This window comes from Pararhizobium sp. LjRoot235 (assembly GCF_964254145.1).
Classification (GTDB): domain Bacteria; phylum Pseudomonadota; class Alphaproteobacteria; order Rhizobiales; family Rhizobiaceae; genus Pararhizobium.
Genome location: NZ_CAXUSP020000001.1, coordinates 2,020,039 through 2,036,149, shown reverse-complemented (window position 1 = coordinate 2,036,149; position 16,111 = coordinate 2,020,039). Strand labels below are relative to the sequence as shown.

Here is a 16,111-nt window from a genome sequence, read left to right as displayed (position 1 = left end):
TCAGTCCATCCGCAGGATGATTTTGCCGAAGACTTGGCGCGTCTCCATCCGCTCCAGCGCCCGGTCGATTTCATGGAAGCCGACTTCGGTGTCGATGACCGGATGAACGAGGCCACGCGCCATCTTCTGCATGGCGTTCGCCATGTTCTCCATGCGGCAGCCGAAGGATCCGAGCAGCTTCAACTGCTGCTGAAAGAGCATCATCAGGTTCATGTCCGTCGAGACGCCGGAGGTCGAGCCGCACGTCACCAGACGCCCGCCGCGTTTCAGGCTGAACATGGAGGCCGCCCAGGTGTCCTTGCCGACATGTTCGAAGACGACGTCCACGCCCTTCTTCTTGGTCAGCTTGCGAACGACGCCCTCGAAGCGGTCGGTGCGATAGTTGATGACATGGTCGGCGCCGAGTGCCTTCGCCTTCTCGATCTTGTCGTCGGAACCAACGGTGGTGATGACGGTGCAGCCGATCTTCTTGGCAAGCTGGATCGCCGCCGAGCCGATCCCCGAGCCGCCGGCATGGATGAGGATGGTTTCGCCCGGTTCCAGCTTGGCATTGTCGAACAGCATGTGCTCGACGGTACCGAAGGTCACCGGAGCGACAGCCGCGGCCACCGCATCGACGCCTGGAGGTGCGGGAACGAGCAGGCGTGCCGGCAGATTGACCTTCTCCTGGGCGAAGCCGTCAAGATGGAAACCGTGCACACCGCCGACATGTTCGCAAAGATTGTCGCGGCCTTCGCGGCACGCTCGGCAGAGGCCGCAGGTGCGCGCGCCGTAGATCGAAACGAGCTGTCCTGGCAGCACATTGGCGACGCCCGGGCCGATCTGATCGACCACACCAGACGCTTCCGCGCCGATCACCAGCGGCATCTTGCGCTTGGCAAAGGCCATGCCGCGCCAGCCCCAGACGTCGATATGGTTGAGCGCAACGGCCTTGATCCGGAGCGTGACTTCGCCGGGACCCGGCGCTTCCGGTTCGGGAAGGTCGGTGATTTCCAGCTTGCGGTCGTCGATCAGTTGCAAAGCGCGCATGATATTTTAGTCCTTCGCCCAAAGGCGTCTTCATCGATAAAGTGTCGCCTGTCGGATTAGGCGGGTTCCGCAGTCATGACAAGGCTGGCGTTCTGGCCACCGAAGCCGAAGGAGTTCGACAGGACGGCCGTCACCTTTGCATCCCGCTTCACATTCGGCACGACATCGAGCACGATGGCGGGATCGGCGTTGGTGTAGTTGATCGTCGGCGGCAGGGTACCGGTCAGTATGGTCTGCAACGAGAAAACCGCCTCGACAGCGCCGGCCGCTGTCAGCGTGTGGCCGATCATCGACTTGTTCGATGACACCGGAATGCTGGCAAGCGCCTCGCCAAAGACCGCCGACATGGCGCCGTATTCCATCTTGTCGTTTTCCGGCGTCGAGGTGCCATGGGCATTGATATAGCCGATGCCGCTTTCGGCGAGGCCGGCATCGGAAAGCGCCGCGCGGATCGTCGCGATCGCCGGGCCGCCGTCCGGAGAGGAGCGGGTGCGGTGGAAGAGATCAGCCTTCTCGCCGCAGCCCTTCATGATGCCGAGAACGCGGGCGCCGCGGGCAATCGCTGATTCCAGGCTTTCGAGCACCAGGGTCGCTGCACCTTCAGCGATGACGAAACCGTCGCGATCCTTGCTGAAGGGCTTGGAGGCCTTTTCCGGTGGATCGTTCTGCGTCGAAAGCGCCGACAGCAGCGAGAAGCGGATCAGCGCTTCAGCGCTGACCGAACCGTCGGTAGCAACCGTCAGCGCGCGGGTGGTCCGGCCCTGGCGGATCGCCTCGACGCCGAGCTGGATCGCCGTCGCGCCGGAAGCGCAGGCGGTCGAAAGCGTCACCGGCAGGCCGCGCGTGCCGAAACGATCGGCCAGGCGTTCGGAAATGGCGCCGAACAGCATGGCTTCGTGAAAGACCGGATCGGCCTTGTTGCGCAGCACCGCCATGAAGCGGTCATAGGCATCGCCGGGACGTTCGGAGGCCGGTGCCCGGTCGGCGAGCGCGAAACGGTCGCTCCATTCCGGCTCGATCGGCGGGGCAGCGAGGAATAGCGGCCCGTTGAAATCGCCGGAAAGCCCGGCCTGCGCCAGTGCTTCCTCCGTCGTTGCGCGGGCGAAGGCATAGGAACGCTCGACGGAATTTTCCGCCGGCACATCGATGAAATCGACCGTGCCGGAAATGCGGGTCGACAATCCGTCCGTCGGAAAGCGCTTGATCGCGTGGATGCCGGAGACGCCGGCGGTCAGCGCCGCCCAATTATCCTTCAGCCCCTGGCCGAGCGAGGTGATGACACCCATGCCGGTCACCGCGATGATCGGACGGCCGAGATGATCGGTGAATTTCGATTGGGTCATGATGGTTCACTCCTCACGCATTGGCCGACAGGAAGGCAACGCCCTCACCGCGAACATGGCCGACTGTTGTGACGACGGCCGCCGTTGCCCCGGCCGTCATCGCTCGTTCGTGGCCGATGTCGAACGGCGGGACCTTCGCCCGGCCGTCGAGCGTTAGCGCAGCGAGCGCCAAGCCAAGCGGAAACTGGGCTTCGAGCGCATGACCAGTCAGGCCACCATAGGCGCGAAGTGCTGCACCGCGAACCGTGGCCTCTAGCACGGCCTGCTCGCGCGCGGCCAAATCTTGAAAGCCGGTCGTGCCGCAGAAAACAACGGTCCCCTCGCCCGCTAGGGCTTTTGCCGGCTCCAGCAGCCGTTCAAGCCGCGCTTCCAGCCGGCCGGCATCGCGGCTGCCGCGATCGCCCTCGATCGCGTCGATCGTCGCATAGATGTGGGCGCCACGAGCCTCCGCATGAGCGCGCGATTCCAGAACGAGGAAGGCGCCGACCGAACCGAGGATCATGCCGCCGCCATCTTCGGCCTTGCGCGCCCACAGCGGCTGCCAGTCGCCACGGGTGTGGCCCTGGATGGCCTCAACCAGAAGCAGCACGTCCTGCCGTTCGGCCACGAAGGCGCCGCCGACGAGCGTATGGGTGGATTGGCCCGCCTTGATGCGAGCGAAGGCGGTTTCCACGGCTGAAATACCGGCTCCCTCCTCGCCCATGAAAGTGCGGGATGAACCGGTAACCTTGTGAACGATGGAGATATTGCCGGCCATCAGGTTTGAAAGCTGGGCAAGGAACAAGGTCGGGCGCAGTTCCGTCGTCAGCTTCTCGTTGAGCAGCCGCTCGCGGTCGTTGCGCTTCAGCCCCTCGTCGACGATCAGCGAATCGACGGTGATGTCGCGCTCGCCGCCGCCGGCTGCCACGATCATGTCCATCGAGCCGCAGGCTTCGAGGTCATCCTTGAAACCCGCATCATCCAGCGCCAGACCAGCGGCGAAGACGCCGAGGCGCTGCCAGTTTTCCATCTGCCGCTGGTCGCCGCGTTTCGGAATCTGCTGCGACCAGTCGATTTCCGGCAGCGGATGCACGGGATAAGGCGAGAAGCGCTCGGTCTCGATGCGCACGGCTGGCGGCTGGGCGGCGGTCAGAAGCGCAGTGTGCACCTCGGTGCCCACCCCCTGGCTGGTGACGATGCCGACACCGGTGATGACTACGTCATTGGCAGACTTGCTCATCGTCACTCTCCTGTCGTGGCTATAGCTGCCATCGCCGCCATCAGCCCCACTTCTTCGGCACGCTTCTTGACGATCGGGCCAAGCGGCACCTGATCGAACGGCATGGTCCGCAGTTTTAATTGCGCGTCGCAGACCTTCTTGCCCTGCGAGGTGATTTTCGCCTTGGTGACGGCAAAGCCGGAGCCGTCATGTTCCAGGAAGGCCTCGATGTCGAGCACGGCTTCCGGCTCGACGAAGGTGCGCATCTTGGCACCATCAACCGACATCAGGAACGGCATGGCCGCGAAATCGGTCGCGGCAAGCACGAGGAAACCCGAGGCCTGCGCCATCGTCTCGATCAGAAGAACGCCTGGCACCAGCGGATAGCCGGGAAAGTGACCCTCGAACACAGGGCTCTTGGCGGGAACAACCGAGCGCGCCTTAAGCGTCTTGGCGGTGAGATCGAGGGTCTCGACCCGGTCGATCATCTGAAAATATTCAAGGAGCATCAGGAGCAAATCCAGCTTGGCCCGGAGCGCGGCGCACCAGAGACGGCGCCTGGACTGCTCCGGATTTCAAATCCGCGCATGATCCCGCCCAGTTTGGCCCGCCCGAAACCGGTGCGGCGGCGCGATCATGCGATCGTCAAGTAAAAACGCAAATGCCGCCTGTCAAGCGCAGTCCACGCGACAGGCGGCATTGAGATCGTTCATGCACGGTGTTCCCGCGTGTTGAACGCGGGACATTCGTCAGCCCTTGGCGGCCTTCAGTTCGTCAATCTTGGCGCAGAGGTTCTTGAGGACGAAATATTCCTCAGTCGAAACCTTGCCTTCGTTGACTTCCTGGGTCCACTGCTCGAGCGGGATCTTGATGCCGAATTCCTTGTCGATCGCAAAGACGATGTCGAGGAAATCCAGGCTGTCGATGCCAAGATCGTCGATGGTGTGGCTTTCCGGTGTAATCGTCTCGCGGTCGATTTCGCTCGTCTCCGCGATAATGTCGGCAACCTTGTCGAATGTAGCTGTCACGCGCATACCTCTTTAGAATTCATGTTTTGGCGAACCTATAGGTAAATGCCGCTGAAAAGCCAATGGCCTTGAGCCCAAGAGTTGCATTTATGGCAATGGTGTTGCGCAAACATCAGATGAGCGGCCTGCGCCGCCAATCCGGCCGCGCATGCGCTCTCCTTCCGCGTAACCGCCGCAACGGTTCAGCGGGTCACGACGATCTTCGTGTTCTTCAGACCGTACTCGCTTGCAAGCGAGAAGAACTCCGCGGCATTTTCCGGATGCAGGCGGATGCAACCATGCGAGGCCGGACGGCCGAGGCGCTTGAGATCGAAGGTCGCGTGAACGGCGTAACCGCCGTTGAAGAACACGGCATAGGGCATCGGAGCGTCGTCATATTTGCGCGAACGATGGTTCTTCGACAGCCACTTGGCGCTCCAGCTTCCCTGCGGCGTGACATAGCCTTTGCGCGCAGTCGAGACCTTCCAGCGATAGCGGACGATGCCGTTCTGCGAGACTGTCATCGTCTGAGAAGAAAGGCTGATATTGGCAATAAGATTAGCGGCAAAGGCGGACGGCAAATGAATTTGCATGAACAAGAGGGCCAAAAGGGCCACGACAATTCTACGCATTAAAGTCCTCTCCGGATACAAGCACCTTATTACTGGTGTTCCAACGGACGCAGACCTAACAATATTCGAATGATATTCGCTTAAGACAAATGGAAAATGCCGGATTAACGAGTCCGGATCAGTCTTCTCGTTCTCGGTAAAGACGCTAAGCTATACTGACAAAGAGAGCGACAGACGCACTCAACAGGACGAGCGCCGTGCAGGCGCCGTAGAATATGGAAACACCCGTTTCGACATCCTCGACGGTTGCAACTGCCCGACCGGAGCCATTGATCATCGGTTCATTGACAAGAGAACCGGAATAGATCCGCGGGCCTGCCAGTTGAACGTCGAGCGCGCCCGCCATCGCTGCCTCCGGCCACCCCGAATTCGGCGAACGATGCAGGCCATGATCCCGCAGCGCCGTGCCAATGGCGTTGCCGCCGGCGCGGCGGCCGGTTGTGAAAAGGGCACCGGCTGCGATCAACAGGATCGACAGGCGTGCTGCTGGAATATTAGCGAGATCATCGAGGCGGGCGGAAGCCCAGCCGAATTGCAGATATTTCGGGCTCTTGTGCCCGATCATCGAATCGGCGGTGTTCAGCATCTTGTAGGCAAGGAGCCCCGGCAGGCCGAGAACAGCATACCAGAAGGCGGGCGCGACGACGCCGTCGGAGAAATTTTCGGCCAGGCTTTCGATCGCGGCACGGCAGACCGCCGGCTCATCCAGGGTTTCCGGATCCCGCCCGACGATCATCGACACCGCCTTGCGCCCGCCCGCCAGTCCGCCGAAGCGCAGCCCCGAGGCGACGCGGGACACGTGATCGGCAAGGCTTTTCTGGGCCAGGAAGACCGCGACGAGGACAGTTTCAAGGGCCATTCCGAATAGCCCCAGGTAAGCAAACAGCCGATGCAGCAGCCAGCCGCAGACAAGGCTCCACGCCAACAGTGCGGCGATGACGAGAACTCCGCTGATTTTCACCGCATCGTCGCCCAGATGCTTGCGATTGAAGGTCCGGTCGCACCAGCCGATCATGGCGCCGAACAGCACAACCGGATGCGGCAGATGGCGCCAGAGCCCGTCGGGATCGCCGACAATGCGGTCGAGCACCAAAGCGGCAACGAGGACAACGAGGATTTCGGTCGACATGCAAGGGTCCGTTCAGGCGAGGTCCGCGCGGCGCAAGGCCTGCGCCAGACGTGTATCGCCTGCAACATCCGGCGCAAGCCCAATCCTCAGCCACGACGGCGCATAGTCGAATTTTCTCGTCAGGATGTGAGCCCGGCATAGATGTGTGTGGAGATGCGCAGCCTGCTCAAGTTCCACCAGCGTGAAAAGCGGCGTACCGCCGACGATCTTCAGCCCGGCCCTGAGGAGAATATCTTCAAGCGCGGTCTTCCGCTCCGTGATGGCAGATTGAACGACGTTCGTGTCAGCGTTCATGAGTGCCGCGGCGATCACCAGTGCCGGACCGGAAACCGACCATGGTCCAAGCCATTCGCGAAAGGCCGACAGCACCGGCTCGCCCGCAATGACGAAACCGAGCCGCAGGCCGGCCAGGCCGAAAAACTTGCCGAACGACCGAAAGGCGATCAGGTTGTCGTGCTCGGCCACCGAGAACACGACACTCAGATCAGGCTGCGTGTCGCCAAAGGCTTCGTCGACCAGCAGCGTGCCGTCATTCGCCTTCATCCGCCGCGCCATGGCAATGATTTCGCCCGGAAAATAGGCCCGTCCCGTCGGATTGTTGGGATTGACCAGGATCGCCAGCCCGTGCTCGCCCGTCAGGTCGTCAGGCGCCGTTATCTCATCGACGGCAAAACCGGCGGCCAGTAAAACACGCGCATATTCGCCATAGGTCGGCGCGAAAATGGCGACGCGACGGCCAGCTTTAATAAGACGCGGCAGCAACTGGATCACCGACTGCGTGCCCGGAACCGGAAGCGGTAGGACATCGCCGCTGCGATAGTAGCGGGCGGCGGCAGTTCGCGCGCCATCAACCAGGTGACGGTCCGGCAGGCGATGCCAGGCATTGACCGGAATATCCGGCAGCGACACGGGATTGGGATTGACGCCGGTCGACAGATCGAGCCAGTCCCTTGGCTCTCCGCCGAACGCGGCTGCCGCCTCGGTTATCCCGCCGCCATGGATGATCGGAGCACTCATGGGACCCCGGCCGAATCGATAATGTGCATGAACGAGCCGGCGACCCGTCCCCGCCGCAACCCGGCAGGCCCAAGCGGCGTGCCGACGGCATCGGTGGCGTCGAACAGCCGATCGGCGTCGCCCTCGGACAGGATCGAAGCATAGTGAAATTCGTGCGCCATCAACGGACCGTCAAAAAACGTGGTGTCGAGCGGCCTGATCCGCCGATAGCCGAGATGCCGCTTGCGCTCGGCAAAGCTGGTCGAGAGCGGCAGGAAGCCCAGCATCTCGAACCGTACGCCATCCGCTGCGACAAGAGTGTCGCCGAGCACCATGTAACCGCCGCACTCGCCGAAAATTAAGGCGCCACGATCGCGCGCCCGTGCCATGCCCGATTTGAACCGCGCGGCATTCGCCAATATCCCGGCGTGAAGCTCCGGATAACCGCCCGGAAGATAGACCGCGTCGGCGTCTTCGGAAGGCGCCTCATTCGCGAGCGGTGAAAAGAACGACAATTCGGCACCGGCGTGCTGCCAGCCGGACATGAGGTGCTCGTAGCAGAAGGCGAAGGCGATATCGCGGGCGATCGCGATTTTCTGGCCGAGCGGCTTCAGCGGCAAGACATCCGTCTTCAATCGGCGCGGCGACACGGAGCGCGCCGCAGACAGAATCGCATCCAGATTGCAGCCTTGTTCAACATGCATTGCCGCCCGCTCGATAAACGCATTCAACTCGCCATGTTCGCCGGCCTGCACGAGACCGAGGTGGCGCTCCGGAAGATTGAGGGCAGCGTTATGGCGAAGCACGCCCAACACCGGCGTGCTGATCGCGTCCAACGCGTCTTGCAACATCCTTTCGTGGCGATCGCTACCGACCTTGTTGAGGATGATGCCAGCAATATGAACGTCGTCGCGATGGTCGGCATAGCCGCGCACCAGGGCAGCAACCGAGTGAGCCATGCGGGCGCAATCGATGACAAGGATGACCGGCAGGCCGAGCAAGGCAGCAAGATCGGCCGGCGACCCCGTTCCGTCGGCCGCCGCATCGTAAAGCCCCATCATGGCCTCGATGACGAGTGTTTCGCCGTTGGCGGTCGTCGTGCCAGCATTGGCGCGAAGCAGGTCCGGCCGCATCGCCCAGGGGTCGTAGTTCAAGCAGGGCTTACCGCTGGCGGCCGTGTGAAAAGCCGGATCTATATAGTCCGGCCCCGCCTTGCCCGGCGCCGATGCGATGCCGCGATTGCGCAGCGCACGCATCAGTCCGAGCGTTACCGTCGTCTTTCCGGAACCCGATGACGGCGCCGCGATCAGGAGACCGTTCATGCGGGGTCCCTGAAGGCGCGGCTCGACAGTGGATCGGCATCGAGCACGCGCCCCTCAAGGGCACCCAGCCAGTCGAGGGCGGAGCGCAGGCGAACGACTTCGCCGACAACGACGATGGCTGGCGGCTCCAGCCCGGAAGCGACAACGTCCGCCTCGGCGCGCGCCAGCGTCGTTTCCAACACCGTCTGTTGCGGCGTCGCGGCGTTGCAGACGAAGGCAACCGGCTCCTCCGGCGAGCGGCCGGCGGCGATCAGATTGGCCGTAATCTGGCTGATATGCTTCATCGCCATGTACATGACGATGACCGGTGAGCCCTTGGCGATGCCCTCCCAGTTGATGCGGTCGGGAACGACGCCGGACGAATCGTGGCCAGTGAGGAAGGTCACGGCGTGATTGACCTCACGATGCGTGACCGGAATGCCTGCATAGGCAAGCCCGCCGATACCGGCGGTGATGCCCGGGACGATGCGAAACGGGATGCCGTGTTCGACCAGCGTCAGGGCCTCCTCCCCGCCCCTTCCGAAGACGAAGGGATCGCCGCCCTTCAGCCGCAGCACGCGCTTGCCCTGGCGCGCCAGTTCGACCAGGCGCAGGGAAATGTCCCGCTGCTTCGGCGACGGCTTGCCGCCGCGCTTGCCGGCAAACTCCAGCACCGCGCCGGTCTTTGCCATTGCCAGGCAATCGGAATTGACCAGCGCGTCGTGGACGATGACATCGGCCTGGCGAAGCGCATTGACGGCATGCAGCGTCAGCAGGCCGGGATCGCCGGGACCCGCGCCAACGAGCCAGACGGAGCCAGGCTCAAGTTCGGGCAGACCGGAAAACAGTGCATCCGTCATGGCTTCATCCTCGACACGGCCCGCGGCATCCGAGATGAATCAGACTGTGAAGATGTAGAATCGTTTTGTTCACATTCTGCGGCAACATCCTCAATTTTTTCGATAAACGCGCCGCCGGCAACGGCAGCGGTTGCCATGGCGGATTTGATCTTCGGCACGATCAACGAACTCGCCTTGCCCGCCGCCGCCAGCGCCGCAGCCTCAGCCACACCGTGGCAGCCAGTCAGCGCAAAAACGATTTCCGAGGGATTCTTCAGCCGCGTGGCTTCGGCCTCCAGCGTCTGAACATCGAAGACCCGGAAGGGAACGGAGAAATGGGCGGCCGCGGCAATCATCGCCGGCTCCTCTGCGCGCGCATCGAGAGACGCGACACAGGCAAGCGCATGGCGATCGATCCCGGCGGCCGCCATCGCCTCTTCGGCAAGCCGGATCACCTCTTCAGACGGTGTGCCGCGCTCGCAGCCAAGGCCGAGAAAAAACGGCGCAACACCCGCCGGATTGCCGGTATTCACATGCATCAGAAAAAAGGCCTCCCACGCCGTATGGTCACGATACGCGGGCCTTCGACGCCACAGAGCTTCGAAGCGGTCTGGACAGCACCGGATGAAGCCCCCTGGATGGGTCGGCCGCACCGGACGCTCTTTCAGCCCACCATGATGGGCGCCGTCGCACGTCCATTCTTTTTACCGAACGGCATCCGGCCGGTCAAACCGGATTGCGTCATACGGCATGCGGCCAACGCCATGGCGTAGAAAGCGACTGCTTGGCCCCGAACCACTGTGCGGCGACCTTTGCATTTCCGTTCGACGTCTGACAAACAGGGCTGAATTCCCACCTCTCGCGAGTCTCTCTTGCACGATCTTGCCCCCCAACTCTTCGCCTTGCTGTTTGCCGCCGCCTTTCTCGCCGGATTTATCGATTCGATCGCCGGTGGCGGCGGCATGATCACCATTCCGGCGATGCTGATCGCCGGAATCCCGCCGCTCGAAACGCTCGGCACCAACAAGCTGCAGTCGCTGTTCGGCTCGGGCTCGGCAAGCCTTGCCTATGCCCGGCACGGTCATGTCAATCTTCGCAAACAGCTGCCGATGGCAGTAATATCGGCGCTGGGAGCGGCGCTCGGCGCCATTCTGGCAACGGTGGTGCCGGGCGACGTCCTGAAGGCGGTTCTGCCCTTCCTGCTGGTGGCGATCGCGCTCTATTTCGCCGTCAAGCCGAGCCTCAGCGATGCCGACAAGGCGCAGCGGATGACACCCTTCCTGTTTTCGCTGACGCTGGTACCCGCGATCGGCTTCTACGATGGCGTCTTCGGCCCGGGTACGGGTTCGTTCTTCATGCTTTCCTTCATCGCGCTTGCCGGATTCGGCGTATTGAAGGCAACCGCGCACACGAAATTCCTCAACTTCGGCTCCAATATCGGTGCCTTGGTCGTCTTCCTGTTCTATGGCGCAGTCCTCTGGAAAGTCGGCCTCCTGATGGGCGCCGGCCAGTTCGCCGGCGCGCAGGTCGGCTCGCGTTTCGCCATGAAGAATGGCGCGAACATCATCAAACCGCTCCTGGTCGTCACCTGCATCGCGCTGGCGATCAGGCTGCTGGCAGATCCGGCCCATCCGCTCCGGATCTGGCTTGGATGGTGAGAGCGGAAAGGCTCAGTATTCGACGCCGATCTGCGCCTTGATGCCGGAGCGGAAGGGGTGCTTGATCAATTCCATTTCGGTAACGAGATCGGCCGCCTCGATTAGTTCTTCCTTGGCATTGCGGCCGGTCAGAACGACATGGGTCATGTGCGGCTTTTCTTCTTTCAGGAAACGCACGACCTCGGCGACATCGATGTAGTCGTAGCGAAGGGCGATGTTGATCTCGTCGAGCAGGACCATGGAATTGCGCTCGTCGCGGATCAGTTCCTTGGCCTTTTCCCAGGCCTTCTCAGCCATGGCAACATCGCGGGCGCGGTCCTGGGTTTCCCAGGTAAAGCCCTCGCCAAGCGTGTAGAACTGGCAGAGATCGCCAAAATGCTTTTCGATCAGATCGCGCTCGCCCGTCACCATCGCTCCCTTGATGAATTGGACGACAGCGCAGGGCATGCCATGGGCGATGTGGCGGAAGATCATGCCGAAACCGGCCGTCGACTTGCCCTTGCCCTTGCCGGTATTGACGATGATCAGGCCCTTCTGATCGGTCTTGGTCGCCATGATCTTTTCGCGCGCGGTCTTCTTCTTCGCCATTTTCATGGCATGGCGCGCCTCGTCATGGACGGGGCCCGTCTCGGTCGTTGGCAGATCGTCTTCGCTCATGGTGTGTCCTCTCCGAATTTGATTGTCTTGGGGACGGGCATTGACTTATTCCGCGGCCGCCCGGCCCTGCAGTTCGAAACGCGCCGAATTGGAACGCGGCGACCACAGGCCGCGGTCGATCGCTTCCAGCATTTTGTCGGTCATCTCGCGAAACGCCGCCGGGTTCTTGTCTTCCATGAACTGGCGGACGCGTTCGTCCATGACATAGGCCTGGTAGACCGCCTCGAAATGGTGGCTGCGCACGGCCCCGGTCGTCGCCGCGAAGGCGAACATGTAGTCGACCGTCGCGGCAATCTCGAACGCCCCCTTGTAGCCGTGGCGCATGACGCCCGCGATCCATTTCGGATTGACGACGCGGCCGCGCACCACCCGGCCGATCTCTTCCTCCAGCGAGCGGATCACCGGCTTTTCCGGGCGGGAATGATCGTTGTGGTAAATCGACGGACGGGTTCCGCTCGTCTGTTCGACAGCAAGGCTCATGCCGCCTTCGAACTGATAGTAATCGTCGTTGTCGAGCAGGTCATGCTCGCGGTTGTCCTGGTTCTGCACCACCGCCTCGACCGTCTTCAGCCTTGCTTCCAGCAACCCGCGCTCTGCCTTGCCGTCCTCGCCGGCGCCATAGGCATAGCTTCCCCAGGTGAGATAGGCGTCGGCCAGATCGGCGCGGTTTTCCCAACCCTTTTCATCCATCAAGGCCTGCAATCCTGCGCCATAGGCGCCGGGCTTGGCGCCGAAGATACGGTAGGAGGCGCGCCGCGCGGCTTCCTTCGGCGCAACGCCCGCCGCCTCAAGCCGCACGGTTTCCGACCGCATCCGGGCCGCGATCATATTGTCGGCATCGTCTTCCTCAAGCGCGCCGATGGCTCGGATCGCGTTATCGAACAGGGCGATCTGATCCGGGAACGCATCGCGGAAGAAGCCGGAGATGCGCAGGGTCACGTCCACGCGCGGACGACCGAGCACAGCAAGCGGCACGATCTCGTAGCCCGTCACCCTCCGGGACATCATGTCCCAGGTCGGCCTGGCACCGATCAGCGCCAAGCCTTGCGCAATATCGTCGCCGCCCGTGCGCATGTTCGAGGTGCCCCAGGCCGTCAAGCCGAAGGAGGTCGGCCATTCGCCGTGGTCCTGGAGGTAGCGGCGGATCAAGAGCTCGGCAGACTTCTTGCCGAGTTCGAAGGCCGCCGGCGTCGGCACGGCGCGGCAGTCGACCGAATAGAAATTGCGGCCGGTCGGCAAGACATCCGGCCGTCCGCGTGTCGGCGCGCCGGAGGGGCCCGGAGCAACGAAGCGACCGTCGAGGCCGGTCATCAGTGCCGCGATCTCGGCGGGACCGGATTGGACGATCGACGGTTTCAGGCGGGCTTCGACGTCCTGCAGGACCGCTTGGGTTGCCGTCCAGCTTTCAGGGCACGGCAGATCGCCGGCGACCAATTTTGCTGCCAGAAGCTCGATGCGCTCGACGGCGTCACCCGAGGTGCGCCAAGGGGTATCGCTGAGCTCGGCCAGGATCGCAGGCTTCGGACCGGTCCAGGGATCGGAGAGGACACAGTCGAGCGGGTCGAAAGCTCGCCCCGGGTTGATCTCCCCCCTTGAGGGGGAGATGTCGGCCCGGCCGACAGAGGGGGGTACCGCGGCGTCTGAGTTTGCGGAGGCTTTACCCCCCTCTGTCCTGTCGGACATCTCCCCCTCAAGGGGGGAGATCGATGCTGCGCGCGCCAACCCGGCATCCGCCGCAATCGCCCGCTGCAAACTCTGATCACCGCCCTCACCCTGCCCGCGCGGTACGCGGGCCAGCGCAACTGTCAGGTCGGTGAGAAGCCGGCCTTCGGGCGCAACGCCAAAGACATGCAGGCCGTCGCGGATCTGCAACTCCTTGAGGTCGCAGAGATAGGCATCGAGTTTTTCGAGCGCCTTGTCCTCGGCGTCCGCGCGCGCGATGCCGGCGTCCTGATCGAGCCCGATGTCGCGCACGAGGTCGAGGATCTGCTTGCTCAAGAGCCGCAGGCGTCGGGGGTCGCCGCCGGCCGCGTCGTAATATTCGTCGACCAGCGCCTCAAGGTCTTTCAGCGGTCCGTAGGATTCTGCGCGGGTCAGCGGCGGCGTCAGATGGTCGATGATCACGGCGCTGGTGCGGCGCTTGGCCTGGGTGCCCTCGCCGGGATCATTGACGATGAACGGATAGAGATGCGGCATCGGCCCGAAGACGGCTTCCGGATAACAGGTTTCGGACAACGCCAGCGCCTTGCCCGGCAGCCATTCGAGATTGCCGTGCTTGCCCATATGGATGATGGCATGGGCGCCGAATTCCTGCCGCAGGAAGGCATACAAGGCAAGATAGCCATGCGGCGGCACGAGGTCCGGCGAATGGTAGGTTTCCTTCGGATCGATATTGTAGCCGCGTGCTGGCTGGATGCCAACCAGGGTCTCGCCGAACCGGGCGAGCGGCAGGGCGAACCGGCCGTCGCCGAAGAACGGGTCGGCGTCCGGCTTGCCCCATCTTTCAACGACCTGATTCTGAATCGGAACTGGAAGAGACGAGAAGAAGGCATTGTATTGATGGAGCGAAATTGTCTCACGGATTTCGCAATCCGAGCGCGCTGCGTTGGTTGGCCCCGCCATCAGGTGGCGGATCAACGCATCACCGTCGTCCGGGATATTGTCGATCTCGTAGCCACCGGCGGCCATGGCCTTCATCACTTCGATCGTCCCGGCCGGCGTATCCAATCCAACACCGTTGCCGAGCCGTCCGTCACGGTTCGGATAATTCGCCATGACGATCGCCACCCGCCGATCGCGCGGCGCGGTCTTGCGCAGTTTCGCCCAGTTGGCCGCCAGTTTCGCAGTGAAAGCGATCCGGTCTTCGAGAGGCTCGTGGCCAATGATATTGGCCTCGACATCCGGATCGTAGACAGCGGCCGCCTTGAACGAGACCGCGCGCGACAGGATGCGGCCATCCACCTCGGGCAACGCCACGTTCATCGCCAGGTCGCGCGCCATGAGACCCTGGGGCGAGGCTTCCCATGCCTTCCGGGTCGAGCCCGAGAAGATGACCTGCAGGACAGGCGCGTCGGTGAATTCCAGCACCGTCGGCTGGCGGTCGGCACCCGGCGCCGATACCGCAAAGCCGGTGGCGTTCATGACCACGTCCGGCGGCGCCTCGCCAAAGATCGCCTCCAGCGTGCCGATCGACACGGCGTCCTTGAGGCTCGAGACGAAGACCGGCAGGACGATCATTCCCTCGACGGAGAGCGCTTCGATCAGGGCCTCGACGGGTTTGGTTTCGCCGCTCTGGACGAGGGCTCGGTAAAAGCAGAGGGCGACGATGGGCGTACCGTTTCGCGCTTTCGGATGGGTGGAGGCTTTATCCCCCTCTGCCCTGTCGGGCATCTCCCCCTCAATGGGGGAGATTGCTGGAGCGCGAGCTCCCCCTTCCAATGGACTTGCAACAATCTCGAAATTTGCTTCAGGCTGCCCCAGTTGCCACGGGTCAATCTCCTCCCTGGTGGGGGAGATGTCAACAAGGCTGACAGAGGGGGGTAGCTCTCCACTCGTGACGAACCCAACCGCCTTCTTCCATCCCTCGACGCCGATAACACCTTCGCCCGGCCACCAGATACCGGCCTTGAGCAACGGCGCGGCAGGCTCCGGTTTCTCCGAACCGCCGATCAGCGCCTCGGCATAAGCGAGCAGCCGCGCCATGTTGTCGGCACCGCCCTCGGTGAAATAGGTCCACATCCGGGTGCGGTCCTCGGCGGAAACCGTCGAAAACGGTTCCAGGCCGGGATCCGGCTTGTCATGGCCAGGCAGGACGGCGATCTGGAATTTGTGCGTGACGGCAGCGGCATGCAGCGCTTCCAGCACATACTGGAAGTAGCTGGCGCCGCCGAGCGGGCGGACGATGATCAACCTGGCGTGCCGTGCCGTGCGCTCGACATAGGTATCGACCGACATCGGGTGCTTCAGGGTCAAAAGGCTTGCGACCCGCAGGCTGGATTTGCCCTGCCGCGTCCGGTGCGCGGCGGCGACCGCCGAAAGCTCGGTGTCGGCGGCGGACAGGAACAGGATATCGGCAGGCGACTGGCCGAGGTCGATCGCTTCCTCACCATCCGAGATGGTGCCTTTTTGGGCTAGGAGAAGATGCATGACATTCTCCGGGGGCCGAAGCCTCTGTCACTGCGTGACATCTCCCCCTCAAGGGGGGAGATCGGGAGCAAGCGGAACCTATAACCACGCAACTTTTTTGAACGCGAGGTTGCCCCAGCCAATCTCCCCCCTTGAGGGGGAGATGTCCGACAGGACAGAGGGGGGTATGCCGCAAT

13 protein-coding genes and 1 pseudogene are annotated in these 16,111 nt (G+C 62.9%); 1 reads left to right on the top strand and 13 read right to left on the bottom strand.

Annotated elements, in window-relative coordinates; translation table 11 throughout:
* The 11 genes and pseudogenes from ACSQ2Z_RS09680 to ACSQ2Z_RS09630 all read right to left on the bottom strand — a co-directional run.
* On the bottom strand, window positions 1-1,029 hold the full coding sequence (locus ACSQ2Z_RS09680; protein ID WP_436081002.1) for a zinc-binding dehydrogenase: 1,029 nt from the start codon (window positions 1,027-1,029) through the stop codon (window positions 1-3).
* Between the two features lie 56 nt (window positions 1,030-1,085).
* The gene (locus ACSQ2Z_RS09675; RefSeq protein ID WP_436081001.1) at window positions 1,086-2,372 is read right to left on the bottom strand and encodes a beta-ketoacyl-ACP synthase; all 1,287 of its coding nucleotides are present in this window, start codon (window positions 2,370-2,372) and stop codon (window positions 1,086-1,088) included.
* A 13-nt stretch (window positions 2,373-2,385) separates the two neighbouring features.
* A complete protein-coding gene (locus ACSQ2Z_RS09670; protein ID WP_436081000.1) occupies window positions 2,386-3,591 on the bottom strand; it encodes a beta-ketoacyl-ACP synthase in 1,206 nt (401 codons plus the stop codon).
* A gap of 2 nt (window positions 3,592-3,593) precedes the next feature.
* Window positions 3,594-4,079 (bottom strand): 3-hydroxyacyl-ACP dehydratase FabZ family protein, encoded by a 486-nt coding sequence (locus tag ACSQ2Z_RS09665; protein ID WP_436080999.1) that lies wholly within the window; start codon window positions 4,077-4,079, stop codon window positions 3,594-3,596.
* Between the two features lie 240 nt (window positions 4,080-4,319).
* Complete coding sequence (locus tag ACSQ2Z_RS09660) at window positions 4,320-4,604, bottom strand: acyl carrier protein (protein ID WP_112834592.1); 285 nt, start codon at window positions 4,602-4,604, stop codon at window positions 4,320-4,322.
* 176 nt (window positions 4,605-4,780) lie between these two features.
* Complete coding sequence (locus tag ACSQ2Z_RS09655; protein WP_436080998.1) at window positions 4,781-5,209, bottom strand: L,D-transpeptidase; 429 nt, start codon at window positions 5,207-5,209, stop codon at window positions 4,781-4,783.
* A gap of 145 nt (window positions 5,210-5,354) precedes the next feature.
* A complete protein-coding gene (gene cbiB / locus ACSQ2Z_RS09650) occupies window positions 5,355-6,338 on the bottom strand; it encodes an adenosylcobinamide-phosphate synthase CbiB (RefSeq protein ID WP_436080997.1) in 984 nt (327 codons plus the stop codon).
* 12 nt (window positions 6,339-6,350) lie between these two features.
* Window positions 6,351-7,355 carry a threonine-phosphate decarboxylase CobD gene (gene cobD / locus ACSQ2Z_RS09645; protein ID WP_436080996.1) on the bottom strand — a complete coding sequence of 335 codons (1,005 nt, stop codon included), beginning with the start codon at window positions 7,353-7,355 and terminating at the stop codon, window positions 6,351-6,353.
* A complete protein-coding gene (locus ACSQ2Z_RS09640; RefSeq protein WP_436080995.1) occupies window positions 7,352-8,656 on the bottom strand; it encodes a cobyrinate a,c-diamide synthase in 1,305 nt (434 codons plus the stop codon). Before ACSQ2Z_RS09640 ends, cobD begins: the two co-directional genes overlap by 4 nt.
* Window positions 8,653-9,495, bottom strand: coding sequence for a uroporphyrinogen-III C-methyltransferase (cobA, locus tag ACSQ2Z_RS09635; protein ID WP_436080994.1), 843 nt, complete (start codon window positions 9,493-9,495; stop codon window positions 8,653-8,655). The genes ACSQ2Z_RS09640 and cobA overlap by 4 nt, the downstream gene beginning before the upstream one ends.
* Window positions 9,496-9,602: 107 nt before the next feature.
* Window positions 9,603-10,013, bottom strand: a pseudogene (locus ACSQ2Z_RS09630) (cobalamin biosynthesis protein); the annotation flags it as partial.
* A gap of 333 nt (window positions 10,014-10,346) precedes the next feature.
* Here ACSQ2Z_RS09630 and ACSQ2Z_RS09625 point away from each other — a divergent pair.
* Window positions 10,347-11,132, top strand: coding sequence for a TSUP family transporter (locus ACSQ2Z_RS09625; RefSeq protein WP_436080993.1), 786 nt, complete (start codon window positions 10,347-10,349; stop codon window positions 11,130-11,132).
* 12 nt (window positions 11,133-11,144) lie between these two features.
* Here ACSQ2Z_RS09625 and cobO read toward each other — a convergent pair whose 3' ends face one another.
* The gene (gene cobO, locus ACSQ2Z_RS09620; RefSeq protein WP_436080992.1) at window positions 11,145-11,789 is read right to left on the bottom strand and encodes a cob(I)yrinic acid a,c-diamide adenosyltransferase; all 645 of its coding nucleotides are present in this window, start codon (window positions 11,787-11,789) and stop codon (window positions 11,145-11,147) included.
* A gap of 45 nt (window positions 11,790-11,834) precedes the next feature.
* Entirely contained in the window at window positions 11,835-15,935 is a 4,101-nt protein-coding gene (gene cobN, locus ACSQ2Z_RS09615) for a cobaltochelatase subunit CobN (protein WP_436080991.1), read from the bottom strand.
* Between the last annotated feature and the right edge of the window lie 176 nt (window positions 15,936-16,111).

Bases quoted from the DNA above. Each gene is read 5' to 3' on its own strand.
- ACSQ2Z_RS09680 (WP_436081002.1), bottom strand. From the start codon at position 1,029: ATGCGCGCTTTGCAACTGATCGACGACCGCAAGCTGGAAATCACCGAC.
- cobA (WP_436080994.1), bottom strand. From the start codon at position 9,495: ATGACGGATGCACTGTTTTCCGGTCTGCCCGAACTTGAGCCTGGCTCC.
- cbiB (WP_436080997.1), bottom strand. From the start codon at position 6,338: ATGTCGACCGAAATCCTCGTTGTCCTCGTTGCCGCTTTGGTGCTCGAC.
- ACSQ2Z_RS09675 (WP_436081001.1), bottom strand. From the start codon at position 2,372: ATGACCCAATCGAAATTCACCGATCATCTCGGCCGTCCGATCATCGCG.
- cobO (WP_436080992.1), bottom strand. From the start codon at position 11,789: ATGAGCGAAGACGATCTGCCAACGACCGAGACGGGCCCCGTCCATGAC.
- ACSQ2Z_RS09660 (WP_112834592.1), bottom strand. From the start codon at position 4,604: ATGCGCGTGACAGCTACATTCGACAAGGTTGCCGACATTATCGCGGAG.
- ACSQ2Z_RS09640 (WP_436080995.1), bottom strand. From the start codon at position 8,656: ATGAACGGTCTCCTGATCGCGGCGCCGTCATCGGGTTCCGGAAAGACG.
- cobN (WP_436080991.1), bottom strand. From the start codon at position 15,935: ATGCATCTTCTCCTAGCCCAAAAAGGCACCATCTCGGATGGTGAGGAA.
- ACSQ2Z_RS09655 (WP_436080998.1), bottom strand. From the start codon at position 5,209: ATGCGTAGAATTGTCGTGGCCCTTTTGGCCCTCTTGTTCATGCAAATT.
- ACSQ2Z_RS09665 (WP_436080999.1), bottom strand. From the start codon at position 4,079: ATGCTCCTTGAATATTTTCAGATGATCGACCGGGTCGAGACCCTCGAT.
- cobD (WP_436080996.1), bottom strand. From the start codon at position 7,355: ATGAGTGCTCCGATCATCCATGGCGGCGGGATAACCGAGGCGGCAGCC.
- ACSQ2Z_RS09670 (WP_436081000.1), bottom strand. From the start codon at position 3,591: ATGAGCAAGTCTGCCAATGACGTAGTCATCACCGGTGTCGGCATCGTC.